23 protein-coding genes are annotated in these 23809 nt (G+C 54.7%); 6 read left to right on the forward strand and 17 right to left on the reverse strand.

Annotation, left to right across the window (positions count from 1 at the left end; all coding sequences use genetic code 11):
- Positions 1–18 precede the first annotated feature (18 nt).
- The 9 genes from pheS to A3193_RS21085 form a co-directional block, all read right to left on the reverse strand.
- Positions 19–1047 (reverse strand): phenylalanine--tRNA ligase subunit alpha, encoded by a 1029-nt coding sequence (gene pheS / locus A3193_RS09235; protein ID WP_069006051.1) that lies wholly within the window; start codon positions 1045–1047, stop codon positions 19–21.
- 196 nt (positions 1048–1243) lie between these two features.
- The gene (gene rplT, locus A3193_RS09240; protein WP_068993825.1) at positions 1244–1603 is read right to left on the reverse strand and encodes a 50S ribosomal protein L20; all 360 of its coding nucleotides are present in this window, start codon (positions 1601–1603) and stop codon (positions 1244–1246) included.
- A gap of 22 nt (positions 1604–1625) precedes the next feature.
- A complete protein-coding gene (gene rpmI, locus A3193_RS09245; RefSeq protein ID WP_068993829.1) occupies positions 1626–1823 on the reverse strand; it encodes a 50S ribosomal protein L35 in 198 nt (65 codons plus the stop codon).
- A 43-nt stretch (positions 1824–1866) separates the two neighbouring features.
- Entirely contained in the window at positions 1867–2376 is a 510-nt protein-coding gene (infC, locus tag A3193_RS09250; RefSeq protein ID WP_479686392.1) for a translation initiation factor IF-3, read from the reverse strand.
- 77 nt (positions 2377–2453) lie between these two features.
- The gene (gene thrS, locus A3193_RS09255; RefSeq protein WP_069014576.1) at positions 2454–4370 is read right to left on the reverse strand and encodes a threonine--tRNA ligase; all 1917 of its coding nucleotides are present in this window, start codon (positions 4368–4370) and stop codon (positions 2454–2456) included.
- Positions 4371–4618: 248 nt separating this feature from the next.
- Positions 4619–5389, reverse strand: coding sequence for a metal ABC transporter permease (locus A3193_RS09260; protein ID WP_069014577.1), 771 nt, complete (start codon positions 5387–5389; stop codon positions 4619–4621).
- A complete protein-coding gene (locus A3193_RS09265) occupies positions 5386–6291 on the reverse strand; it encodes a metal ABC transporter substrate-binding protein (protein ID WP_069014578.1) in 906 nt (301 codons plus the stop codon). Before A3193_RS09265 ends, A3193_RS09260 begins: the two co-directional genes overlap by 4 nt.
- Positions 6292–6300: 9 nt before the next feature.
- Complete coding sequence (locus tag A3193_RS09270) at positions 6301–7518, reverse strand: hypothetical protein (protein WP_069006055.1); 1218 nt, start codon at positions 7516–7518, stop codon at positions 6301–6303.
- A 103-nt stretch (positions 7519–7621) separates the two neighbouring features.
- Entirely contained in the window at positions 7622–7912 is a 291-nt protein-coding gene (locus A3193_RS21085; RefSeq protein WP_141694775.1) for a DUF2946 family protein, read from the reverse strand.
- Between the two features lie 129 nt (positions 7913–8041).
- On the opposite strand from A3193_RS21085, the gene A3193_RS09280 reads away from it, so the two are divergent.
- Genes A3193_RS09280 through znuB form a run of 4 tightly spaced genes read left to right on the forward strand, consistent with a single transcriptional unit; the run spans position 8042 to position 11024 of the window.
- Positions 8042–8989 carry a zinc ABC transporter substrate-binding protein gene (locus A3193_RS09280; protein WP_069014580.1) on the forward strand — a complete coding sequence of 316 codons (948 nt, stop codon included), beginning with the start codon at positions 8042–8044 and terminating at the stop codon, positions 8987–8989.
- Positions 8986–9483, forward strand: coding sequence for a Fur family transcriptional regulator (locus A3193_RS09285; RefSeq protein ID WP_069014581.1), 498 nt, complete (start codon positions 8986–8988; stop codon positions 9481–9483). The genes A3193_RS09280 and A3193_RS09285 overlap by 4 nt, the downstream gene beginning before the upstream one ends.
- A complete protein-coding gene (gene znuC / locus A3193_RS09290) occupies positions 9476–10246 on the forward strand; it encodes a zinc ABC transporter ATP-binding protein ZnuC (protein ID WP_069006059.1) in 771 nt (256 codons plus the stop codon). The genes A3193_RS09285 and znuC overlap by 8 nt, the downstream gene beginning before the upstream one ends.
- Entirely contained in the window at positions 10239–11024 is a 786-nt protein-coding gene (znuB, locus tag A3193_RS09295) for a zinc ABC transporter permease subunit ZnuB (protein ID WP_069014582.1), read from the forward strand. Before znuC ends, znuB begins: the two co-directional genes overlap by 8 nt.
- Before the next feature lie 34 nt (positions 11025–11058).
- On the opposite strand, the gene A3193_RS09300 is transcribed toward znuB, so the two are convergent.
- Complete coding sequence (locus A3193_RS09300) at positions 11059–12225, reverse strand: hypothetical protein (protein WP_069006061.1); 1167 nt, start codon at positions 12223–12225, stop codon at positions 11059–11061.
- Between the two features lie 174 nt (positions 12226–12399).
- Here A3193_RS09300 and A3193_RS09305 point away from each other — a divergent pair, with 174 nt between their 5' ends.
- Entirely contained in the window at positions 12400–13710 is a 1311-nt protein-coding gene (locus tag A3193_RS09305) for a gluconokinase, GntK/IdnK-type (protein WP_083218640.1), read from the forward strand.
- Between the two features lie 519 nt (positions 13711–14229).
- On the opposite strand, the gene A3193_RS09310 is transcribed toward A3193_RS09305, so the two are convergent.
- The 7 genes from A3193_RS09310 to A3193_RS09340 form a co-directional block, all read right to left on the reverse strand.
- Complete coding sequence (locus A3193_RS09310) at positions 14230–14652, reverse strand: hypothetical protein (RefSeq protein WP_069006702.1); 423 nt, start codon at positions 14650–14652, stop codon at positions 14230–14232.
- Positions 14653–15157: 505 nt separating this feature from the next.
- Complete coding sequence (locus tag A3193_RS09315) at positions 15158–15814, reverse strand: DNA-primase RepB domain-containing protein (RefSeq protein ID WP_069014583.1); 657 nt, start codon at positions 15812–15814, stop codon at positions 15158–15160.
- A gap of 21 nt (positions 15815–15835) precedes the next feature.
- Positions 15836–16636 carry an AmmeMemoRadiSam system protein B gene (gene amrB, locus A3193_RS09320; RefSeq protein WP_069006700.1) on the reverse strand — a complete coding sequence of 267 codons (801 nt, stop codon included), beginning with the start codon at positions 16634–16636 and terminating at the stop codon, positions 15836–15838.
- Entirely contained in the window at positions 16633–17715 is a 1083-nt protein-coding gene (gene amrS, locus A3193_RS09325) for an AmmeMemoRadiSam system radical SAM enzyme (protein WP_069014584.1), read from the reverse strand. The genes amrB and amrS overlap by 4 nt, the downstream gene beginning before the upstream one ends.
- A gap of 46 nt (positions 17716–17761) precedes the next feature.
- Positions 17762–20101 (reverse strand): carbamoyltransferase HypF, encoded by a 2340-nt coding sequence (gene hypF, locus A3193_RS09330; RefSeq protein WP_069014585.1) that lies wholly within the window; start codon positions 20099–20101, stop codon positions 17762–17764.
- Positions 20102–20670: 569 nt separating this feature from the next.
- A complete protein-coding gene (locus tag A3193_RS09335; RefSeq protein ID WP_069014586.1) occupies positions 20671–21093 on the reverse strand; it encodes a PIN domain-containing protein in 423 nt (140 codons plus the stop codon).
- The gene (locus tag A3193_RS09340) at positions 21090–21311 is read right to left on the reverse strand and encodes an AbrB/MazE/SpoVT family DNA-binding domain-containing protein (RefSeq protein WP_069006695.1); all 222 of its coding nucleotides are present in this window, start codon (positions 21309–21311) and stop codon (positions 21090–21092) included. The genes A3193_RS09335 and A3193_RS09340 overlap by 4 nt, the downstream gene beginning before the upstream one ends.
- 301 nt (positions 21312–21612) lie before the next feature.
- Here A3193_RS09340 and A3193_RS09345 point away from each other — a divergent pair, with 301 nt between their 5' ends.
- Positions 21613–23727, forward strand: a complete 2115-nt coding sequence (locus tag A3193_RS09345) for a tRNA(Met) cytidine acetyltransferase TmcA (protein ID WP_479686395.1) — start codon at positions 21613–21615, stop codon at positions 23725–23727.
- The last annotated feature ends 82 nt before the right edge of the window (positions 23728–23809 follow it).

The following is a 23809-nucleotide window of genomic DNA, read 5'->3' on the forward strand; positions in this document are numbered from 1 at the left end:
CGCCGAACAGACCGTTTACTAGGCAAACTGCTTTAGAAAGCGCAGGTCATTTTCAAAGAAGAGACGAAGGTCATTGACCCCGTAACGCAGCATGGTCAATCGCTCGACTCCCATGCCGAAGGCATATCCCGTGTACTTCTCACTGTCTATGCCCACATGGCGGAAGACCTCCGGATGAATCATGCCGCAGCCAAGAACCTCCAGCCAACCAGTATGACTACAGACCCGGCATCCTTCACCACCACACATCACGCACTCGATATCAACCTCGGCAGAAGGCTCGGTGAAGGGGAAGTAGGAGGGCCGGAAGCGCAGCTTCAACTCCCGCTCGAAGAAGTGGCTGAGGAAGTCATACAGCACACCCTTGAGATCGGCAAACGAAACATCCTCATCCACCAGGAATCCCTCCACCTGATGGAACATCGGTGTATGGGTCAGATCGGAATCGCAACGATAGACCCGACCCGGCGCGATGATCTTCATCGGCGGTTCACCCTTCTCCATGGTGCGTATCTGTACCGGAGAGGTATGGGTACGCAATAACAGGTGTGCATCGAAATAGAAGGTATCGTGCATTGCCCGTGCCGGATGGTGGTCGGGAATATTCAACGCTTCGAAGTTGTGATAATCATCCTCGATTTCCGGACCTTGAACCGATTCGAATCCGGCACTGGAGAAGAGTCGTTCGATACGCTCAAGGGTTCGGCTGACCGGATGCAGACCACCACGTTGCAGTCCCCTGCCTGGCAGGGTTACATCGATCTTTTCGTCAGCCAGCCGTTGTGCCAGTGCTGCCTCTTCGAGTTCACCTTTTCGCGATTCGATCGAGCGTTGCAGGGCCTGCTTGGCTTTGTTGATTTTCTGTCCGGCCTGGGGTCTCTCCTCAGGGGGCAGGCTACCCAGTTTCTTCAATTGTGAAGTCAACTGGCCACTCTTACCCAGATAGGAGACGCGAATCTCGTCCAATGCGGGCAGACTGTCGGCCTGTTTGATTGCACTTTCGGCAGCTTCAATCAGACTTTGTAAGTCCAATGTGGATTCTTCCATCTGTCTATTTAAACCTCAAGTGAGCGATTTAAGGGGCTGTTTCAGTCAATTTTCCAGTGGCCGACCGTTACCGATACACCAAAGATCAACTGACAAACCCTGGTTAAGCGGATCCATGACAAAAAAAGGGGAAAGCCTCAGGCCTTCCCCTTCTTTGCTTACTCTGCCGCCGGTTGAACCGGAAATCAGCAGTTATTTAGCTGGAAAGCGCGGCCTTGGCCTGTTCTGCCAGCACGCTAAATGCCGCCTTGTCGTTCACAGCCAGGTCAGCCAGCATCTTACGATCGACTTCGATGTTAGCCAGATGCAGACCGTTGATCATGCGGCTGTAAGAGAGACCGTTGTCACGCGCACCGGCATTGATACGGGCAATCCACAGCGCACGGAACTGGCGCTTTTTCTGACGGCGATCGCGATAAGCGTATTGACCGGCCTTAATGACCGCCTGCTTTGCGACACGATAAACTTTTCTACGGGCACCGTAATAACCCTTAGCTTCATCAAGCACCTTTTTATGACGGGCGTGTGCTTGTACACCACGTTTTACTCGGGACATAGTTCAGATCCGGTTCGTTAGGTTAGGCGTAAGGCATCATACGACGGGCGATTGCCACATCGGACTTTGCGATGGTGTTGGGTGCACGCAACTGGCGTTTCCGCTTGGTGCTCTTCTTGGTCAGAATATGACGGCGATGAGAGCAGTTACGTTTGAATGAACCGGACGAGGTGCGTTTGAACCGTTTGGCCGCACCACGATTAGTCTTAATCTTGGGCATCGTTTTAACTCCGCGATTTGTACGCCTTAAGGCGTAAAAAAAGTTACTTTTTCTTGGGACCGAGCACCATCACCATCTGGCGGCCTTCCATTGCGGGTTTCTGTTCCATCTGACCGTAATCAGCCAGATCTTTTTCCACCCGTTCAAGAAGCTCCAAACCCAATTCACGGTGAGCGTGCTCACGACCGCGGAACCGCATGGTTACCTTGGTCTTATCCCCATCTTCAAGGAAACGTATCAGGTTGCGCAGTTTTACCTGATAATCCCCTTCGCCAGTCCCTGGCCGGAATTTGATCTCTTTGATATGAACCTGCTTCTGCTTTTTCTTGGCGGCCTGTTTCGTCTTCTTCAATTCGAATAGAAACTTGCCGTAATCCATCACGCGACAAACCGGGGGCTCCCCGTTCGGCACGATCTCTACCAAATCAAGCGCTGCATCCCGAGCAGCCCTTAGAGCGTCGTCAATTGATACAACACCTACTTGTTCACCATCAGCGCCAATGAGTCTTACTTTTACAGCCGTAATGTCATCATTAAGACGGTGCTTTTTCACAGCAGCGATAGTCGGTTCCTCCAAAAAGTCCAAACCCTAAAAGTAGAAAAAGCACCGGAAAACCAGTGCTTTTACACTCAATTTACTCGTCGAGACACTTCTGCGTTGGCCCGTTCCACGAACTCGCTCAGCGGCATGGATCCAAGATCCTCACCCGTGCGAGTACGCACAGCAACGGTCCCTTCCTCCATCTCCCGGTCACCAATAACCAGCAGATAAGGCACGCGCATCAACGTATGCTCGCGGATTTTAAAGCCAATCTTCTCATTTCTCAAGTCCGATTCGACCCGAAAACCGTTATCCCGCAGTGATTTGAGGCATTTATTCAGATATTCGGACTGTCGATCGGTGATATTCAGCAGCACAGCCTGCACCGGAGCCAGCCAGATCGGCAGAGCACCGGCATAGTGTTCGATGAGGATTCCGATGAAGCGTTCCAGCGATCCAAGGATCGCCCGATGCAGCATTACAGGCACCTTTTTACTATTATCTTCAGCAATATAGCTCGCCCCAAGACGCTCAGGCATGGAGAAATCGAGCTGTATGGTACCCAGCTGCCAGACCCGGCCGAGGCAGTCCCGCAGGGAGAATTCGATCTTCGGTCCGTAGAAGGCGCCCTCCCCCGGCTGCAACTCCCAATCGAGCCCCTGCTGATTGAGGGCATCTTCCAGGGCTTTTTCCGCTTTATCCCAGACTTCGTCTGAACCAACCCGTTTTTCCGGTCGGGTGGAGAGCTTCACCAGCACCTCGTCGAAGCCGAAATCCTTGTAGACCTCGAGCAGCAAGGTATTAAACGCCTGCACTTCGGAGAGAATCTGATCTTCGGTACAGAAAATATGGGCATCGTCCTGCACGAAATTTCTCACCCGCATCAGACCGTGCAGGGTGCCGGAGGGCTCGTTTCGATGGCAGGAACCAAATTCCGCCAGGCGCAGCGGCAGATCCCGGTAGCTCTTCAGCCCATGGTTGTAGATCTGAATATGTGCCGGGCAGTTCATCGGTTTGATCGCATAGACCCGGTCATCGGTCTCGGTGACAAAAATGTCGTCACGGAATTTTTCCCAATGTCCCGATTTCTCCCACAGGCTGCGGTCGATCACCTGCGGCGTGTGGACCTCCTGGTAACCATGGTCTTTCAGCTTGTCCCGGATATATTGCTGAACCGTAAGGTAGATACGCCAACCTTTGTCGTGCCAGAAGGCCATACCGGGAGACTCCTCCTGGGTATGGAACAGATCCTGGGTCTTGCCGATTTTACGGTGATCCCGTTTTTCAGCCTCCTCCAGTCGGTGCAGATAGGCCTTCAGCTCCTTCTTGTCCCGCCAGGCCGTGCCGTAGATACGCTGCAGCATCTCGTTGTTGGAGTCGCCGCGCCAGTAGGCGCCGGCCACTTTCATCAATTTGAAGCCTTTACCCAGCATGTTTGTGCTCGGCAGGTGGGGACCTCGACAGACATCGAACCACTCACCCTGGCGATAGACGGATACCTCTTCACCCTCGGGGATGAACTCCTTGATGATTTCGACCTTGTAGGTCTCACCGATCGATTCGAAGGTCTTGATCGCCTCTTCCCGATCCCAGACCTCCCGGGTAATCGGCAGATTGCGTTTGACGATCTCCTGCATCCGCTGTTCGATCTTTTTCAGATCTTCCGGAGTAAACGCCTCATCCCGGGCAAAGTCGTAGTAGAAACCGTCTTCAATGGCAGGACCGATGGTCACCTGGGTACCGGGATAGAGCTCCTGTACCGCTTGCGCCATGACATGGGCGGCATCGTGGCGTAACAGTGGCAGGGCCTCCTCGTCACGACTGGTGACGATGGCGAGTTCGCAGTCCGTCTCGATCAGAAAGGAGGTATCGACCAGTTCACCGTTGACCCGACCGGCCATCGCCGCTTTGGCCAGGCCCGGACCGATATCGGCCGCCACATCATGGACCGTCACCGGATCGTCAAAATTACGTTGGGAACCGTCGGGAAGAGAGATTACAGGCATTCGTGTGCATCCTCATCAGTGGTGGCCCATACGAGAGGCCACTTGAAACAAAAAAAGCCGGCGCATCAGGGCCGGCCCGCTCGGTAAGAGTTTTCCTTCTTACTGTTGGTTAATGTTGCTATAAAATCAACAAGTTAATCAACCAACTCAATATCGGTGGAAGTCTAATACAGCGCCACTTCCAAGTCAAAAGGAACTGATGATTCTGTGAGCAGAAATGCAACCATACGATCTACATCGAATGTTGATTAGGAGTCAAAGGAGTGTTCCCTTTTTCTGACCAGCCAACCCGCCACCAATGTCGTGACTGCCAGCGTGTAGACGATCATCGCCCCGGCCGGCATATCGAGCAGTGCCGCCGCGATCAAGCCCAAGCCATAACCGAATGCGGCAATCAGATAGCCTATACCATCCCCCCAACGGCCTGCCCGTCTGAGCGCAAGCGCCGGCATGATCAAGGTTGCAAAGACCAGATAGACACCGATCAGCTGTACGGAAGCGGTGATGGCGATGGCAAACAGCAGGTAGAAGAGCAGCGACGAAGAGCGCTGTTGCAATCCGTACCAGAGCAAAAGCACCACCGCATAGAGCAATGCCACAGGAAGCAGTTGTTGGTAGTCGACCCAGAGGATCTGACCCACCAGCATCTCTTTCAGATGTTCACCACCGTGCGGGTTGGCCGCCAGCAGCAGAATACTGCCGCTCGAAGTGAGCACAAACAGGGTTCCGATCAGGGCCTCCTGGATCTCCCCCCAGCGCTGCTCTGTAATATGCAGCAGCAGTGAGGCGCTGACCGCAGCCATGACCGCAATCAGCTGAACCTGCCAGCCACCCGGCTCCCAGCCGAAACTGTAAGCGGCAATCAGACCCATGGCGGCGGTCTGGGCGACAGCCAGATCGAGAAAGATGATTCCCCGCTGCAATACCTGCCGACCTAAGGGCACATGGGTCGATGCCACCAGCAGACCGGCCAGGAAGGCAGGCAGCAGCAGTTCCGGATCCAACAACTGCCAGTTCATTGCACCAGCTTCAGCAGGCGTTTGAGAGTGACGTCGTAGAGGGAAAACAGATCGGTCACTTCCGCTGCACCACCTACCGTATAGGGCAGCTCCACCACCTCGATGCCACTCAGTTGAGAGAAGCGTTTGGCCGCTTTCGGACTCTGATAGTGGGTATAAAGGATGGCGGCGGCAGGATTCTGCTCCATCTCCTGCTTCAAACTGGTCAGGTTGCTGGCACTGGCCGGCAGTCCCGGTTTCGGCTCCAGTGCACCCGCATTGACCATCTGCAGCCAATCGAAAAGATAGCTCCAATCCATATGATGGACCACCACTCTGAGACCTTTCAGTGGCGCAGCGGACTGCTCCCAAGCCTCGATCGAGTTCTGCCAGCGCTGGTTAAAATCATTCCGCCGCTGTTCATACAAGGCACCATTTTCAGGATCCAGCTCGATCAACCGCTCACTCAACGCCATGGCGATGGTCAACAGCCTGTGGGGATCGAGATGCACATGGGGATTTCCCGAAGCGTGCAGATCCCCCATGGAACGATCCAGGACTTCAGGCACATCCAGGCGATCCACCAACATGGCCGCCTCGAAATAGCCCCTCTGTCCGGTCAATACCTGTCGGTTACCCGCTTTCCGTTGCAGCATGGGTAACCAGCCGACCTCCAGTTCCGCCCCACTGCAGATCAGCAGGTCCGCACGGCGCAGCTTGGCGATCAGGCTGGGGCGCGCTTCAATGTGGTGGGGATCCTGCCGGGCGGTCGTGGCCGATGTGACTCTGACCTGATCCCCACCCAGAGCCTCCGCCAGTGAGGCCCATTCGGGCTCACAGGCAAACACATTCAGACCGGCGTTGGCCGATTGGGCGAGCATCATGCCGATCACCGACAGCAACAGCGATAATCTGCTCAACATAGTATGCTCCTAAAACTGATGGGCACCATGGGAACCGAGACTCACAATGTATTGCAGGGTGATGATGTTGTCCTTATCTTCATAGGACTCATCCCGGGCGAACTGCAACCGGACCCGACTGTACTCACTGTGAGAGTAGTCGCCCATCAGGGTAAAGCGCTGAGGTGTGTGGCCCTCGTTGTCCAGGCCCGCTTCGGCCAGTACCTCTTCATCGGAGCCTTTGTTGTCCGAATCGAGCCAGTCGTAGCGCAGGCCGACCCGCCAGCGGGGCATGAACTGATAGACCGCCTGCAGATAGCCACCCTTCTGCTCGCCGTCGTAAGTGGTTGATTCCGGTGCATCCGACTCGTCGTCCATCACCACATCGCCATCCTCATTGCGGATGAAATACTCGCCCTGGATCTTCAGGTTCCGCTCTGTGGCATTGCCGTGAGGGGCCCATTTCCAGACGAAGTCGATACCGGTAACATCACTGTCTCCACTGTAGGTGGGGGTTTCATGACCGCCCTCTTCGTCCTCATGGTGGTGATGGCCACCCGAGGTTCGGCCCTCGACTTCCGCCCGCCAATGGGAGATGCCCAACTGCCAGGCCTGGCTCTCGCCCAGGTCACCCCCGACCTTGGCGAAGAAGGTAGAAGCGCCGACACCATCGTTACTGGCACCGGCGGCAGGAAAGCGTTCACCCCGGGTGATCTCGGCACCTACTTTGACAAACATCGGGGTCGGCGCAACCCAACTCAGATGCACACCATCGTCGAGTAACTGGTCACCGAAGAGACCCCGATAGATCAACGGCGCATCGGTGAAATCCCAAGCGTGGGGATGTTGCTGGTTCAGGTAGCCCAGACCCGAAAAAAAGCGACCCGCTTTCGCAGTAATACCATGCCCCAAGCCCAAGGTCTCGATATAGGCCTCTTCCAGCTCGACCTCGGTCTCACCGTCATGTTCGGCAATAGCGGCTGTCATCTTGCCGTAGAAAAGATTATCCACGTTGGCACTGAGGACCAGCTCGCTATGCCCCAGATGAAACCCCTCTTCGCCACGACCGGCCTCACCGCCCAACATGAAACCGGGCAGTTCATAGTCGGAGTCGTTGTCGAATGAACCATATCGACCATCCAGAATAAGACTGATCTCCGGATTGAAGCTACTGTCGCCAGCGGCCTCGGCTGCGGTCGATAAAATCGCTGCCACCACGGCAGCACTCTGTAATAGACGTGTACTCATAAAACCCTCAACAAAAAACTGGAATCATCACACTCCAATCCGCTTGACCCAGGGCGTATACCCCCGGTCGATCAGGACTGAAAACAGTTGGAATCGTAACCAATCAACCAGTGTATGGAGGGGCTCTGATCAGCTGGGAGTTTACCCAGTGGTTTGAGCAAGTTGTGGATAAAAGGCGAACGACGGAAATCGAATGCCAATCCGGCAGCGTCACGGGAAAGCTTGGTGATGTGCTGAGACCATGGCCATGGGCCGAGTAGCAGATTTCGCAAATCTCCTCCTGGTCGTGGTCGTGGTCGTGGTCGTGGTCGTGACCGTGGTAAAGGTGATCAAGCCATATCCCTTGAGAGATCAGGAGATTGAGGATCAGGATTGTCAGCAAGGCTGTACGCATAGAATCGGCTACTTAAAAGCTCACTGGAAAGTCAAAAGATCCCGACCATTAGGATTTTCGATCACGGCGCTGCATTATGTTACAATATAACATAACAATATAAAAATATTTATTGAATCATCAGGTACCATGACTCACAGAAGTTCCAAACCAATCGCTCTACTGCTCTTCATCACAACCCTACTGTTCTGCGGTTCCGGTTCGGCCGCGCCCAAAGTTGTGGTCAGCATTCTACCGATACACTCACTGGTCTCCGGCCTGATGAGCGGTATCGGAGAACCCTATCTGCTGCTGAAAGGCAATCAGTCACCACACACCATGACACTCAAACCATCGGATGTCCGGGCAATCAGCCAGGCCGATCTTTTGGTCTGGGTCGGCGAATCTTTGGAGTCCCCACTCAACAGGGTGATAGACAATCACTCCGGCTCAGAGAGCATCATAAGCCTGCTTACAATCCCCAACCTGCACTTACTGCCGGTACGCCATGATCTGGACTGGTCGCGACATGACCATTCAGAACACCATGAAGAGGCTCATTCAGATGATGAGATGGAGTGGGACAACCACATCTGGTTGTCACCGGAAAATGCCCGCACAATCGTTCAATACCTCGCCCAGGTGTTGATCAGACTCGATACCGACCATACAGCAGAGTACCGAACCAACCAGCAAAAACTGCTGCAGCGAATCGATCGAGATGAGATGGCGTTCCATGCCACGATATCGGCCGTTAAAGATCGTCCATTTATCGTTTTCCATGATGCCTACCATTATCTCGAGGATCATTTTGGTCTGAATGCCGTAGGTTCCGTCAGCATCAGTCCGGAACGCCAGAGTGGCGCAAAACACATCCATAAACTGCAGCAGAAAATCCGCCGGCTGGAAGCCATCTGTGTCTTCAGCGAACCTCAGTTCCAACCCAAACTGGTGGATACCCTGACATCCGGTACTGAGGCGAATGCCGGCATACTGGATCCTCTGGGGATGGCACTCACCCCCGGGCCAGAGGCCTATTTTCAGCTGCTGAATGGCTTGGCTGACAACCTTGCTACCTGTCTCGGCGGTGCCTTATGAAACCGAACAACCCAGCCTTTCCAAGCGCTGACCACGACCACAATAGCTGTGTCTCAAACGCACTGAAAAATGCTGAAGCCTACTGTCTACAACAGGGATTGCGTCTGACCAAACTGCGTCATCAGGTTCTGGAGTTGATCTGGGCCAACCATCAACCGGTTGGCGCCTACGAACTGCTGGAACAGTTGACCCAAAAGGGCCGCAGAGCAGCCCCACCGACCGTCTATCGGGCTTTGGATTTCCTCATGGAGAACGGCCTGGTACACCGCATCAGCTCACGTAACGCCTATGTGGGCTGCAGCCATACCGGTCATGATCACACCGCACAGTTTCTGATTTGCGAGACCTGTGGACAGGTGGCGGAACTGGATGATGCCCGGATCGGTTCCGTCATCGCGAAAGATGCCGACCAGCTCGGTTTCACCGTAGCGCAATGGACGCTGGAGATCAGCGGCATCTGCGACCAGTGTAACCAGGGCACAGCCGATGAGTAGCCAGCATGAGACGCTGATTGAAGCGAAAACCGTTAGCATCTCTCATCGGGGAAGAGCGGTACTGCAGAATGTGAACATGGCTGTGCGACGTGGGGAGATTGTCACACTGATCGGACCCAATGGCGCTGGCAAGACCACCTTGGTGCGGGTGATGCTGGGCCTGCTCAAAGCAGACAGCGGCGAAGTCGCCCGACTGCCTGGACTCTGCATCGGCTACATGCCGCAACATCTGACCCTGTCGGAGAATATGCCGCTGACCGTAATGCGCTTTCTCGCAATGGCCGGCAATAAAAGCAAACTCAGCATGCAGGATGTTCTGCAGGAGTTGGATATTGAGCAACTCGCCGATTACCCCATGCAGCGACTCTCCGGGGGTGAACATCAACGGGTATTGCTGGCCCGCGCCCTGTTGCGGCAACCGGATCTGCTGGTGCTGGACGAACCGGTTCAGGGTGTGGATGTCACCGGACAGGCCGCTCTCTACAACCTGATCACCCGTATCCGCGATCGTTTCAACTGTGGCGTTTTGATGATCTCCCATGATCTTCACCTGGTGATGGCGAATACCGACCAGGTGCTTTGTCTCAACAACCATGTCTGCTGTTCCGGACATCCGGACAGCGTCAGTCAGCACCCCGCCTATCTGGAACTATTCGGTACAGCCGTCCAGGCCGAGCTGGCGATCTATACCCATCATCATGACCACACTCATGACATTCATGGCAATGTGGAGTCCCATCACCAGGAGCATGATCATGGATGATTTTCTACTACGTGCCGTGGTCGCCGGCCTGGGGGTTGCACTGGTGACCGGCCCGTTAGGCGTGTTCGTGGTGTGGAGAAGAATGGCCTATTTCGGCGACACTCTGGCCCACTCCGCCCTGCTCGGTGTCGCGCTTGGTATCCTGCTGGGAATCAACCTCAATCTTTCGGTGATCCTGTTGAGTATCCTGCTGGCTTTGATACTGGTCGGCATGAACAAAAACCGTCATCTTTCACACGATACCCAGCTCGGTATTCTGGCCCACAGCGCCCTCTCTCTGGGCTTGGTGGTGATGGCCTTTCAAACCTCGGTAAGGGTCGATCTGATGGCCTATCTGTTTGGCGACATTCTGGCGGTCAACACCACCGATCTGCTGTGGGTCTGGGGTGGTGGATTGGTGGTTCTCTCCATACTGATGCTGATCTGGAAACCCTTGCTGTCAACTACGGTTCATGAAGAACTGGCACATGTGGAAGGCACACCCGTGGTTGCGGTACGACTGGCCTTCATGCTGCTCATCGCCCTGGTGATTGCGGTATCGATGAAAATCGTTGGTGTGCTGCTGGTCACCTCGATGATGATCATCCCGGCGGCGGCGGCAAGAAGTCTCAGCCGCACACCGGAGCAGATGGCGCTGCTGGCGGCCGTGATGGGCGCCATCGCCGTGATCCTGGGACTGGCGGGCTCCTGGCAATGGGACACCCCCGCTGGACCATCGGTGGTGGTTGCGGCAGCCCTGTTGTTCAGTGTTGTCAGAATTTTGATACCGGCCAGGTGAGCCTGTTCGCGGCTCCATTCTCGATGTCAAAAAATCACTCGGCAGCCCAGTAATCGGTTGCGATTCCGGACCCCAGATCGGCCTCGATGAGTCGGCGTCGTACTTCCAGCAGTCTCTCCAGCAGCGCCGGCTCCGCTTTTTCATAGGCCTCGGCATCGGGTACCCGCTTGACCACCACACCCAACAGCTCGGTGATCGCATTGCCAATCGAGTTCTGACTGATGGTGACGATCAGTTTTCCCGCTTCGTTTCTGTAGATCAACTGTTTAAAGGCAGGCTGCCAGCGAACCGAGTTGGCATACTTGGCATCGACGATACAACGGTCCCTGACCCGCTTCGCCGTTGCCAGGAAATCGTTGTTGAAAAGCAGCATGCTCTCGATCTGCTCCGGATAGTAGACATCCCTTGGCATCGGTGCGTTACGGGTCGAAACCTGACTGAAGAAGGTTCGATAGAAATCGATAAAGCCTTCCAGGATGGCGTCATACTCATGCCAGAAACGAATGTTCTTCAGTGCGGCACCACCACCGCGAATCTCCCAACAGGGTAGCCCTTGTGGATAACCGGTCAGTTTGATGCCCGACTCTTCCGAGCTGATCGGTTTCAACACCTTGAGCTCCAGCGCACTGTCGAAAAACTCCCGGTAGACATCCCGCATATAGGCCTGAAACAGACTGTGCTGTCCACCGTCGGAGAGATTGGGGTTTTTCGGATCGGCCAGTTCCGCCTGCCTCAACTGATCCATGGGGAAGCTGATGAAATGGTTGTGCAGCATACGGATACTCGGCACACCCGGCGAGGTCAGCGGCCAGGTCGCATCGAGACTGGCTTCACCGGCGAGCAACAGATGGTCCGCAGGATCGGGATAGGCCTCCAGCATATATTCGATGATGATCTGGTTCATCCGGTTCCAGACATGCCGCACATCCTCAGGCACCTGTGTGCGCCGCACCGGTCGACCAAGAGGATTCAGAATCACCTGGGAGGTGTTGTAGATGATCGAGGTATCGAACTCGGTACTGTGCCCCAGCGCCTTGCGATAGAGCAGCAGATTCTCCGGATTCATCAACAGTCCATTGTTATGCACCAGGTCGTTGAGGTTTTCAGTACTGTTGAAAAACTCATTGGGCTTCATACCCTCCGGAACCTCCAGCGGTATGGGGCGAAAAGGGGTGGTGATCTCCCGTGGGCCGTACTCCATGAAACTACCTCCTGATGATGAAGTGCCTACTGTTGAATGACACCCTAAACAGGCTCAGCGTTGAAATCAAAATGATCGCGCCTATAGGGGCATTATTTATGCGGATGTGGCGCGAGCCCCACTCGGCTATGATGAGGGGCATCTGTCAGGGGTGTATGCAAGGAGGAATCTGGAGTGATTATCATCGTGATGGGGGTTTCCGGCTCAGGTAAATCCACAGTCGGTCGGCTGCTTGCTGAGAAGACAGGCTGGCGGTTTATCGAAGGAGACCACTATCACCCGGCTGAAAACCGGGCCAAAATGGCAGAGGCGGAGCCACTCAATGATCAGGACCGCCAACCCTGGCTGGCCAGCCTGGCGAATCTCATCGACAGACAGCTGCAGATGGATCGCTCCGCCGTACTCTCCTGCTCTGCACTGAAACAGGTCTATCGGGACCAGTTGATGCGATCCCCGGAGGCGGTACAGTTTGTCTATCTTGAAGGCTCCTATGAACTGATCCTGGCGCGACTCAAACAGCGGCCAGATCACTTCATGAGAGTGGAGCTGCTGCAGAGCCAATTCGATGACCTGGAGCCTCCATCAAACGCCCTCACCCTACCGATAGACCAACCAGCCGATACGATTGCCGATCAGATCATGAAGCACATGCAGCTCGCTCCTGGCAGAGCGGAAACTGAGGTACTGCTCGAACAATTGATGTTCCCTGAAGCACCCCGTTGGCAGGACAACCAACTCTGGTTCACCGATCAGCACGCCCAACAGGTGGTCAGGGTCAATCTGCAGGGAGAGTCGCATGTCGTCGCCGAGCTGGATGACCTGCCAGGTGGTCTGGGCTGGCTGCCGGACGGCCGTCTGCTTGTGGTCTCCATGACCAAGCGCCGGATTCTTGCCCTGTCGGATCACAAACTCGCTCTCTATGCCGACTTGTATGAGCTTGCCTCCTTTCACTGCAACGACCTGCTGGTCGATCCCCTCGGGCGTTGCTATGCCGGCAACTTTGGTTACGACCTGCATGGTGGTGAGGCCCAGGCACCCGCTGAATTGATCCTGGTAAATCGTGATGCCAAGCCGCAACTGGCTGCGGAGCAGCTGATCTTTCCCAATGGGTGCGCTCTGAGTCAGGATGGCAAGACGCTGCTGGTGGCCGAGACCTTCGCCTCCCGCATCACCGCCTTTACGGTTTCCACTGATGGGAGCTTGACCCAGCGACGACTCTGGGCCGATCTGAACGGCGCCTACCCTGACGGAATTGCGCTGGACAGCCAACAGAATCTCTGGGTTGCCGCACCAAACCGATCGCGTCTGCTGCTGGTTAAAGAAGGCGGCGAGATCGTACGTGAAGTCATGCCGGTCGGCGATCCCTACGCCTGCATGGTGGGTGGCGCAGAGAATGATACCCTGTTCATCACCAGTTCAGAGACCGATAACCCTGAAGAAGCCAGACGACTGCGCAGCGGCCGGATAGAGACACTCAAGTTATAAGCCCGTAAGACTGGACACAAAATGGACGTAAATCACCGCAAATAGTGCGTATATGTTTTGTTTCAAATCACTGCTCTCCCATTAACCTAGATTGATACTAGTGGGTTAATTTCAGTTGGTTTCTCCAGCCTATCGTAATTTGTGACATGAAAAGCGATACCCAAGAAGAAGATGAAAGTTAAATAAAGCACCCAATCATCAGCACACCAAACAGACGGAGAGAGTAGCTCCCCTCTCCCCTTGCGGGAGAGGGGCCGGGGGAGAGGGGGAGTATCCATCAGCACCCTCATATGTATAAAAATCCGCATTACAAGGATTGATGTTTCCATACTGTACGATTGATGCCTAAGTAACACCAAATGCAAGATGCTCACCCTCTCCCCAACCCCTCTCCCATCAAGGGAGAGGGGCTTTGATGCATCTCCTTGGCTAATTTTGAGTTAGCGGAAAGCCATGGTTTCAAATACAAATTCCCAATGCTTTGTGGTGATGAGCGTTCATTCGCAGATTAAACAAAAACTATTTTGTTGCCCAAGCAAGCTGCTGATAGGTTTCGGCTCCCACCGCGGCACAGAGATGATTCATTCCCTGAATCGCATTGGCAGACGTATCACTGGTGTAGTACTCCAGATCCTTGTAGGTGATTCGCAGACCCAGGCGATCTTTTCCCGCCATGATTCCAAGCATCACCCGGGTACCGGGATTTCGCTGTCTGAAATCGATGATCTCAACCTCAGCCGTCTCGGATGAAGATATGGAACGACCACTGCTTTGGGCTTCAGCCCGGTAGGCCTGCCGGATCAATGGAATGACCTTCGCGTTGTGCGTGCAGGCTCCGCAGTTCCATGTGATATTCAGCTTCGGCAGACTGCCTCCCTGGACACTCAAGCTGAGCAGAAACAGCACTAAAAACAGCTTCACTTGACTATTCACTTTGTTCATAACTTCTCCCTGTTCTTCTGAATCGCCACCAAGACCTGTTAATTGAATCAATTCACCCAGTCCCCAACCACTCCCGGATGACAAAAAGTCAATTAACTCAGAAACTGAATAACAGTTGTATACGAGGTATCCCTAGCTAGGGTTTTTTTGTATTTGGAATCGTGAATCCATAGAAGGTATTCAGTGTGATCTCATTGCTGTCCCATAACTTTCAGTCTAACCTGCGCATATCTTAAAGCCCCTCTCCCTTTACGGGAGAGGGGTTGGGGAGAGGGTGTACGCGAAGCGTTTCATCTAAGCAAAAGATAAAACTGCTTTTACCCTTCATCTTTTATCCTATCGATTCTTGGTGAAATGATGCCGTTGATTTCCCCCCTCTCCCCCGGCCCCTCTCCCACTGTATACACCCACAAGGGGAGAGGGGGGCTATCCTACCCACCTACTCATTTGGGGAAAATTTGCGGTATCTAATGTGCCCTTGCGGCATCAATAAAACAGCTCCGAACTATCCACCAAGCAGCTTTTCGACCAGCCGCCGATCCAGTGACGGAGCTTCTGATATTGCCCGGATCTTAGGCAGCCTGGGAGAATTTAATCGTTTCCTGCGCCAGAAACCCGGCAGTTGCATCGACTGGTTGAGCGCCTGCACCCGGCTATCACCCTGATAGCGTCTGGCCAGTTGCTGCTGACAGCTCTGAAACTCACTCAACGGCAACGCTTCAACCCGCCAGTAGTAGTGGTAGTGATCCGTTGAAGTCTCTACCCGTATATGGGGTTGTACAGGAAACCGCTCGACATCGATCCCCTGATCGTCATCGATAAAGATCGCCCGGACACGACAGATATCCTCGACACCGCGCCCAATCCCATTGGTCTGATTGATGGTAGCGGTTATCACGGCACCTGCGCCGTTGAGCTGCACAAGTCTCTCCCAACAGTCGGAAAGCGAGCCGTGAAGCGCAGTTTCCAAAGGATCCTTTGAGCCGTTGCGGGTATAGGCTGAATCGGAAAAGGTGCGGAAGGAGAACTGCTGATGTTCCGCATCGAGTGCCTGCAGAAATGACTCAGCCTCCTGCCGGTCCGGTTTAAGCTCACGACCTGACTGCACGATCCAGGAGGCAAGGTGAGCCACACAGGGGTCCCGCTGAAAACGTCTCTTCATGGGTTGAGGTTCAAACTTTTTTCAAAGGCTCAATGATGGCTCGGTAAAGGCGTAGGCGCCATAACCCACAACCCGGCTCTTATCCCCGGCGGTATCCCCGGAGTTGCGAAGATCGACGATTTCACCCTGCAGTCCAAGTTTTTTGGCAAGCAGCAGCAGACCTTGAACCGGTATTCTGCCACAGGCATCCTCGTAGCGGATTGAGTCGGGATCGAGACTGACGATCGATTCACTGGTCTGCTGATCGAGTCGCTGTGCGGTCTCATAGTCGTGAAAGTGGCTGAGATCTGAACTGATCACGATTAAAGTCTCCGGCCCACCCCAGAGTTTGCTGAGCACCTCGGAAACGGCCTCGCCCATGGCATCCCCAACCACCATCGGCACCAGGGTGAAGTCGGTCAGAAGCTGTTGCAGAAACGGCAGTTGAACCTCTAACGAGTGTTCGTTGGCATGGGCCTGATCGAGATGAACCACCTGAGGCAGGTTCTCCAGCCCGGCAATCAGCTCTTTATCGAGTGGAATATCCCCTAAGGGGGTTCGAAAGGAGTCCGCACTGCTGACGGCCAATCCATGAAAAGGCACCCGGTGAGAGGGACCAAGCAACACCACCCGCTTGATTCTGTCGGCAACAGGTTTCAGACGGGCGTAGACCCGGGCCGCCACAGGGCCGGAATAGATATAACCGGCATGGGGCGCGATCAGTGCTTTGGGTGCGTCACCTTCGGGCGCCACGGCATCCAGATAACCCTTTACCATTTCACTCAGCCCGGCCGGGTCGCCAGGATAGAAAAGATCGGCGACTGCCGGTTGCCTGACTGTCATAGCGCACCTCTTTGAAGATTGACCAGTTGACGACGACTCCCCCAAACACCAGGTTCAGCTTCAAACAGTCCCGGCAGTTTCGTGCCGCATTGTTGGCAACACCCATCCGGGGTAAGCGCCCAGCTGCCCAATTCATACCAATCCCGCTGAATCAACCGGCTGCCGCATTGATGGCACCAGGTGCTCGACTCCTGCGGATCATGCACATTCCCCACATAGGCATACCTGACCCCGTTCTCCATGGCGATCCTTCTTGCCCGGCTCAGGGTGGTATGGGGTGTGGGCGGATGGTCACGCATCTTCCAGTCGGGATGGAAAGCGGTAAAGTGCATCGGCACCTCCGGCCCGAGGTTTTCCACCACCCACTGACTCATCGCATGCAACTCCTGATCGGAGTCGTTCTCACCGGGGATCAGCAGCGTGGTGAGTTCGAACCAGACGGAGGTCTCCGCCTTCAGATAGAGCAGTGTGTCCAGCACCGGCTGCAGGTGGGCACCGGTCAGTTTGTGATAGAAGGTTTCATCGAACGATTTCAGGTCCACATTCGCCGCGTCCATGGTGCGGTAGAACTCCTCCCGGGGCTCCTCGCAGACATAACCTGCGGTAACCGCCACCGATTTGATATCGATCTCGGCACAGGCTTGGGCCACATCGATCGCATACTCGTGAAAGATCACCGGATCATTGTAGGTATAGGCCACGCTGCGGCAGCCACTATTGTGTGCGGCCTGGGCGATGGTTTCCGGTGAAGCGGCGTCAGCCAGGGTATGCTGCTGTCTCGATTTGCTGATGTCCCAGTTCTGGCAGAATTTACAGGCCAGATTGCAGCCCGCGGTACCAAACGAGAAGATCGGCGTACCGGGCAGAAAGTGGTTGAGGGGTTTTTTCTCGATGGGATCGACACAGAAACCACTGGAGCGGCCATAGGTATTCAATACCACCGCACCCTGGTAGTTCTCACGCACATAACAGAAGCCCTGCTTACCCTCCTTGATCTTGCAATAGCGGGGGCAAAGATCGCACTGCACCCGGTCTTCAGTGAGTTTGTGCCAATATTTTGTAGGAAAATGGTCGTTCATCTGTGACGCCCAAATACCGCCTCCTCTAACTTTAAATGTAGCCTGTTCAGGACAAAGCGACAGCCGCACCGATGGCGGCCTGACCCAGAGCCAATCCCCCATCGTTGGAGGGCACCTGGCGGTGGCTGAGCAGTCTGAACCCCTGCCCGCTGAGGTTGGCGGAAACCAGTTCGAACAGGGTCTTGTTCTGAAAAACACCACCGGACAAGGCGATGGTGTCGAGTTCCGCCTGCCGCGCCAGCTGCGCCGCCAGTTCGCTGATGCTGATCGCCAAACCGGCATGGAAACGCCAGGCGATCCGCTCCATGGCAACACCCTTGCGCAGATCCTGCAGCAGACCCAGCCAGAGTCCCTCAGCCTGCAGACATTGGACGCCATCGGCCGCGACCGGGTTCAATCTGTAGCCCTCATCCTCCGGTTCACGACCAAGCCGGGCCAGGGTCTCCAGCTCGATGGCGGCCTGCCCTTCGTAGCTGATCTCCTCCCGGCAGAGGTTCAACAGCCCCGCCACCCCATCGAACAAGCGGCCGCAGGAGCTGCTCATGGGCGAGTTGACGCTACCACTGACCATGCGGAGAAGCACCTCGATGGGTTGTTGCTGCAACCATTTCACCGCTTCCAGATCACCCCATTGATCGGCAACCATCTGCCATCCCAGATAGTGATTGAGTTGACTGAAGGTATTGCGCCAGGGCTGTTTGATCGCCTGTACACCACCGGGGAGCGGTACAGGATTCAGATGCCCCAGACGCTTGAACCCCAGGTAGTCCGCCTGTAGAAATTCGCCACCCCAGATGGTGCCGTCGTCACCGTAGCCGGAGCCGTCCAGGGCGATCCCGAGTACCTCACCCCCATCCAGTGGCCACTCATTTTCAGCCAGCACACTGGCGATATGCGCATGATGGTGCTGCACCAGCAGCAGCTCCAGCCCCTGCTCCTCTGCCAAGGTCCTGGCGTGCTGGGTCGAGCGATAGTTGGGATGACGGTCCGCCACCAGGTGGCTGGGATGGTGATCGTAGAGGCCGGCATAGAGCTCCAGGTTTTTCAGGTAGTCCTGGTAGGAGATCAGGTTCTCAAGATCCCCGATATGCTGGGAGAGAATCCCCTTTCCCTGACGCAGCAGGCAGAAGGTGTTCTTCAGCTCACCCCCCAGGGCCAGCAGCTCCGGCGCCTGCCCGAAACCCTCGGGCAGCGGTATGGGGGCTGGCGCATAACCCCGCGCCCTTCGCAACAGTCTGGCCTCTCCATCGACCAACCGCACCACCGAGTCATCCACCCGGTTGATGATCTCCCGGTCGTGCAGCAGGAACAGGTCGGCCAGAGGCTGCAGCTGTTCGGTGGCCTCCCGGTTATCGATGCACTGGGGCTCCTCGATCATGTTGCCGCTGGTCATCACCAGGGGGCGATCCCAGTCGGCCAGTAACAGATGGTGCAAGGGGCTGTAGGGCAGCATGAAACCCAGAGAGGCCTGGCCTGGCGCCAGATTCTCCGGCAAACCATTATCCTCCCGCTGTTCGAGCAGCAGGATTGGCGCACTGCTCTCTGCCAGCAATCCGGCTTCCTTTTCGTTGAGCTTGCAGTAACGAATAATCACCTCACAATCCCTGGCCATCAGCGCGAAGGGCTTGTGATGACGCCGTTTGCGCTCCCGCAGGGTCGTCACCGCCTGTTCATTGGTGCCGTCACAGGCCAGATGAAAGCCGCCGATGCCTTTGATCGCCAGAATCGTCCCTTGGGCGAGGCGCCGGCTCGCCTCCTGAATCGCATCCTCACCGGCCTCAGTCGGTTCGATCACGTCACCCTGGGCATCACACAACCAGACCTTTGGCCCACACTCGGGACAGGCATTGGGCTGGGCATGAAAGCGTCGGTCGGCCGGATCTTCATACTCATGGCGACAGGCCTCACAGAGAGGAAAGTGGCGCATGCTGGTGTTGGCCCGGTCGTAGGGGATACGCTCGACGATGGTCAGTCTGGGGCCACAGTGGGTGCAGTTGGTAAAGGGGTAGCGATAACGCCGGTTCTGTGGATCCTGGAAATCCTCGACACAGGCCTGACAGGTAGCGGCATCAGGCACCACGCCGGTCTGAATCTCACCCTGCTGACTGACGGTGATCTCAAACGACGCCTGCTCCGGTAGATCATCGGTTGGTTGGCGCTTGAGATCATCGATCCGCGCCAGAGGTGGCGGATCATCCAACAGCAACTGGCAGAATCGATCGATCTGAGCCGCCTCACCACAGAGATGGATCTCCACCCCCTGGGCATCGTTCCACACCGAGCCACGCAAGCCACACTCACGGGCCAGGTGCCAGACTTTGGGTCGAAAACCAACCCCCTGCACCAGCCCCTGAACCCGGATACGCTCAGCTGATTCAAATGCCATTGATCTGTTTCATCTCTTTAAGCCGCTCTGCAATGACGATTTGTCACACAGTTTGTCATCACCCAGCAGCCCTTACAAAGTTCCCCTGGACGACCTAGGGATTGTTTCTGAATCATGATCACTCCTGTCCCACTAACTTTCAGCCTACCCTGAGCAAATCTGAAAGCCCCTCTCCCTTGATGGGAGAGGGGTTGGGGAGAGGGTGTGCGCGAAGCGCATCAAGTGCGTGAAAGATAAAGCCAATTTAATCCTTCATCTTTTATCTTATCGAGTATTGGTCAAATGATGCCGTTCATTCTCCCCCTCTCCCCCAGCCCCTCTCCCACAAGGGGAGAGGGGAGTAGCTCACCCGCTGACTGACTGAGATCTCAAACGATGCATGCCCCGGCAGGTGATCGGTTGGCTCTCGCTTGAGATCATCGAACCACGCAAGCCACACTCGCGGGCCAGGTGCCAGACCTTGGGCCGGAATCCAATCCCTGCACGAGCCCCTGAACCCGGATACGCTCAGCTGATTCAATTGCCGTTGATCTGTTTCAATTATCTAAGGCCTGATTCCAACAATAAACTTACAGCTTTTTAGCGCCGGGAAGTTGTTGTGCAGCCATATCGAAACTATAGACACCATCCATAGACTGATTTGTCGATTCGGCATGATATTTTGCCTTGTTGATTATTAAGGCATCAGGAAAATCCAGTGCTTTTCTCCGCGTAGGTTTTGCCTTTCGAAAGTCAGATAGAGCTCTCCAGACCGTTTGATCATCTTCAAAGCAGAGATTGGGCTCTTCAAATAAACTGTTTAAAACTTTTATTAACCCATCTTTGCCTAATTTGTACTTTTTCCCTTTCAGGGTCCATAGCGTCTCAACCAGCACGATATCTGTAATCAATACAGTTTCACTTTCATCGATCAATTTGGCAGCCCTTTTCGACTGCTGTTTGTCATTATCAAGCAGATATCGCAGTAGCACATTGGTATCAATGGCAATCATTTGTTCAAGCTACTCTGTAATGACTCTTCATCACTCAGCTTGGGGTTACTCTTGAGCCCTTTTAATATACCTCTAGCCGCACCGGGAGCTTTTTTAATAATCGTAATATGCCCTTCTCCATCAACAAAACACTGATACTCATCACCCGGACCGATACCAGCAACTCTGCATTGTTCGACTGGTAGTGTAATTTGACGTTTTGCACTTACTTTTGGCATGACCCACCTCTTTACTATCCATAGATATGTAAAGATTATATATAATCTTTACCAAAATGAAAAATGTAAAGATCATGTAATGATAAACTGCCAACAGCTGATACACTACTGACTACCGTGTATTACAGTTAACAACATTTCATGGCATGCTTTATTCAGCCAAAAGCAGCGTTTCAACTGATGCGCTAGTGCCAACATCAAAAAACCCTGAAATACTATCAACACCATTAGCACAATCACTCAACTGGTCTCAGAGACCCGTCAACTGGCTCAACAGAGACGGCATCGCTACCTTCTGCATATCGCAGGTGAAGCGGCCTGGTGTATTGAGCAGGCCAAACAGATCGTTGAAGGGATAAACGAACCCAACACACTGTGGATTGGAGAACATCCACCGGAAGGCATCACCCATGCCGGCAATCAACAGACACTGCAGCATCTGGGCAGGGAATCTGGCCTGCTGATCTACAACGCCTTTTCAGGATTCGACCCGGACGCCTTCGGCGCAGTCAGCGGCACATTGGCGGGCGGCGGACTCCTGCTCCTGCTGACCCCTGCCCTGGATCAGTGGGCCGAGCAGAGTGATCCGGAAGCCGAGCGGATCACCGTGGCCAACTACAACCTGCCCAAACCCAGCCGCCTCTTCACAAGGCTTGCATCCATCCTGGAAACCGAACCGACCGTTGCCAGAATCACAGCCGCTGCTATCAAGCCCACACAGACCGACACACTGCCAGACCAAACAGATTCAACCACAACGGATCCCAGCTGCTGTACCAACGATCAATCTGCCGCCGTAGAAGCGATCATCCATGTGGTCAAAGGCCATGGCAAACGGCCGCTGGTACTCAGCTCCGACCGGGGACGCGGTAAATCCTCAGCCCTGGGGATCGCCGCCGCCCGGCTTCTCCAGAACGGCTACAAGCGCATCCTGGTAACCGCCACACGACAGGCTGCGGTGGAGACCCTGTTCGCCCTGGCTGCCCGCGAACTAAAGATGGAACAACAGGGAGCGGATACCCTCCTCCACCAGCAAGGCATGATTGAGTATGTCGCCCCGGATCGATTGATCCTGGAGCAGCCCCGGGGAGATCTTCTGCTGGTGGATGAAGCAGCCGCCATCCCCACGCCCCTACTCAAAAAACTGCTGGCCCACTACCCCCGTATCACCTTCGCCACCACAGTGCATGGCTATGAAGGCACCGGCCTGGGATTCAACCACCGATTCAAAAAACACCTCGATCAGCAACGCCCCCAGTGGCGGGAGATCCAGCTCAAGACACCGATCCGTTGGGCACTCAATGATCCCCTGGAACAGCTGGTCTTCAGAATGCTGGCCCTGGATGCAGAACCGGCGCAGATTGATCACGACTTGACCCTGGATAACGACCAGCTCTCCATAACCTTTCCCAGCCAAACGCAGCTGATGGAAGATGAACAGCAGCTGCAACAGTTCTTCGGCCTGCTGGTCCTGGCCCACTACCGGACCACACCGAGGGATCTCTGGCATCTGCTGGACGGACCGAATCTGCAACCGGTGATTGTGAAACATCGACAACAGATCATCGCCGTCGCCCTGCTCGCCTCCGAAGGAGAATTTTCAGCGGAACTCGCAGAACAGATCTGGCTCGGCCGACGGCGGCCCCGAGGACACTTACTGGCCCAATCACTCTCCGCTCATCTGGGTTTGAGAACGGCGTCGACTCTGAAGGGATTGCGGATCATGAGAATTGCCGCGCATCCTGCCCTACAAAACAGAGGCCTTGGTCAACAACTGCTTAATGCGATACAAAATTACGCCTCTGATCAGGCGTATGACTATCTTGGTGTCAGTTTTGGTGCTGAGACGAGACTGATCCGATTCTGGCAGGCCAACGGCATGAAAGCCGTAAGGCTGGGTGTCCACCCGGGAGCAAGCAGCAGTCAGCAATCAGTAATGCATATCCAGGCCCTGAGTAGTAGAGGCGAATCGATGCTGAAACAAGCCAGAGCCAGCTATGCCAAACAACTGCCAGCACTACTTGCAGAGCCACTGAGTCAAGTCTCATCCGAGTTGCTCGTACTCCTGCTCAAGGGGATTGAAACACCCCCCATGTCGGATCTGACGGAACAGGAGTGGTTGGATGCGATTGCATACGCTTTTGGCAATCGGGGATATGACTATACCCAGGCCACCATTCAGACACTCGCCTTAAATGCCCTTGTCGATGGGCTGTTAGATGATTCTGAGAACAGCCTGTTGATTAAACGAGTGTTACAAAAACAGCTATGGAGTGATTGCACGAGAGCACTTGATCTCTCCGGTAAGAAAAGCGCAGATTCAAAGATACGTAAAACCTTACAGAAGGTTGTTTCTCATTATGCTGACAGTGCAACTACTGATCTAGTTTGTAAGATCAAAAGGATATCTGATTAATTCTCTTTTCTTCGCCCGGTGAATGCCAACTCACTCAGAGGCACATGTGAATATAGCATCATTTCTTATGCCACATATTATT

The sequence above is a fragment of the Candidatus Thiodiazotropha endoloripes genome, assembly GCF_001708965.1.
Classification (GTDB): Bacteria; Pseudomonadota; Gammaproteobacteria; order Chromatiales; family Chromatiaceae; genus Thiodiazotropha; species Thiodiazotropha endoloripes.

Excerpts from the sequence above, each read along its gene's own strand:
- pheS (WP_069006051.1), bottom strand. The coding sequence starts at position 1,047 with ATGGAAGAATCCACATTGGACTTACAAAGTCTGATTGAAGCTGCCGAA.
- rplT (WP_068993825.1), bottom strand. The coding sequence starts at position 1,603 with ATGTCCCGAGTAAAACGTGGTGTACAAGCACACGCCCGTCATAAAAAG.
- rpmI (WP_068993829.1), bottom strand. The coding sequence starts at position 1,823 with ATGCCCAAGATTAAGACTAATCGTGGTGCGGCCAAACGGTTCAAACGC.
- thrS (WP_069014576.1), bottom strand. The coding sequence starts at position 4,370 with ATGCCTGTAATCTCTCTTCCCGACGGTTCCCAACGTAATTTTGACGAT.
- A3193_RS09260 (WP_069014577.1), bottom strand. The coding sequence starts at position 5,389 with ATGAACTGGCAGTTGTTGGATCCGGAACTGCTGCTGCCTGCCTTCCTG.
- A3193_RS09265 (WP_069014578.1), bottom strand. The coding sequence starts at position 6,291 with ATGTTGAGCAGATTATCGCTGTTGCTGTCGGTGATCGGCATGATGCTC.
- A3193_RS09270 (WP_069006055.1), bottom strand. The coding sequence starts at position 7,518 with ATGAGTACACGTCTATTACAGAGTGCTGCCGTGGTGGCAGCGATTTTA.
- A3193_RS21085 (WP_141694775.1), bottom strand. The coding sequence starts at position 7,912 with ATGCGTACAGCCTTGCTGACAATCCTGATCCTCAATCTCCTGATCTCT.
- A3193_RS09280 (WP_069014580.1), top strand. The coding sequence starts at position 8,042 with ATGACTCACAGAAGTTCCAAACCAATCGCTCTACTGCTCTTCATCACA.
- A3193_RS09285 (WP_069014581.1), top strand. The coding sequence starts at position 8,986 with ATGAAACCGAACAACCCAGCCTTTCCAAGCGCTGACCACGACCACAAT.
- znuC (WP_069006059.1), top strand. The coding sequence starts at position 9,476 with ATGAGTAGCCAGCATGAGACGCTGATTGAAGCGAAAACCGTTAGCATC.
- znuB (WP_069014582.1), top strand. The coding sequence starts at position 10,239 with ATGGATGATTTTCTACTACGTGCCGTGGTCGCCGGCCTGGGGGTTGCA.
- A3193_RS09300 (WP_069006061.1), bottom strand. The coding sequence starts at position 12,225 with ATGGAGTACGGCCCACGGGAGATCACCACCCCTTTTCGCCCCATACCG.
- A3193_RS09310 (WP_069006702.1), bottom strand. The coding sequence starts at position 14,652 with ATGAACAAAGTGAATAGTCAAGTGAAGCTGTTTTTAGTGCTGTTTCTG.
- A3193_RS09315 (WP_069014583.1), bottom strand. The coding sequence starts at position 15,814 with ATGAAGAGACGTTTTCAGCGGGACCCCTGTGTGGCTCACCTTGCCTCC.
- amrB (WP_069006700.1), bottom strand. The coding sequence starts at position 16,636 with ATGACAGTCAGGCAACCGGCAGTCGCCGATCTTTTCTATCCTGGCGAC.
- amrS (WP_069014584.1), bottom strand. The coding sequence starts at position 17,715 with ATGAACGACCATTTTCCTACAAAATATTGGCACAAACTCACTGAAGAC.
- hypF (WP_069014585.1), bottom strand. The coding sequence starts at position 20,101 with ATGGCATTTGAATCAGCTGAGCGTATCCGGGTTCAGGGGCTGGTGCAG.
- A3193_RS09335 (WP_069014586.1), bottom strand. The coding sequence starts at position 21,093 with ATGATTGCCATTGATACCAATGTGCTACTGCGATATCTGCTTGATAAT.
- A3193_RS09340 (WP_069006695.1), bottom strand. The coding sequence starts at position 21,311 with ATGCCAAAAGTAAGTGCAAAACGTCAAATTACACTACCAGTCGAACAA.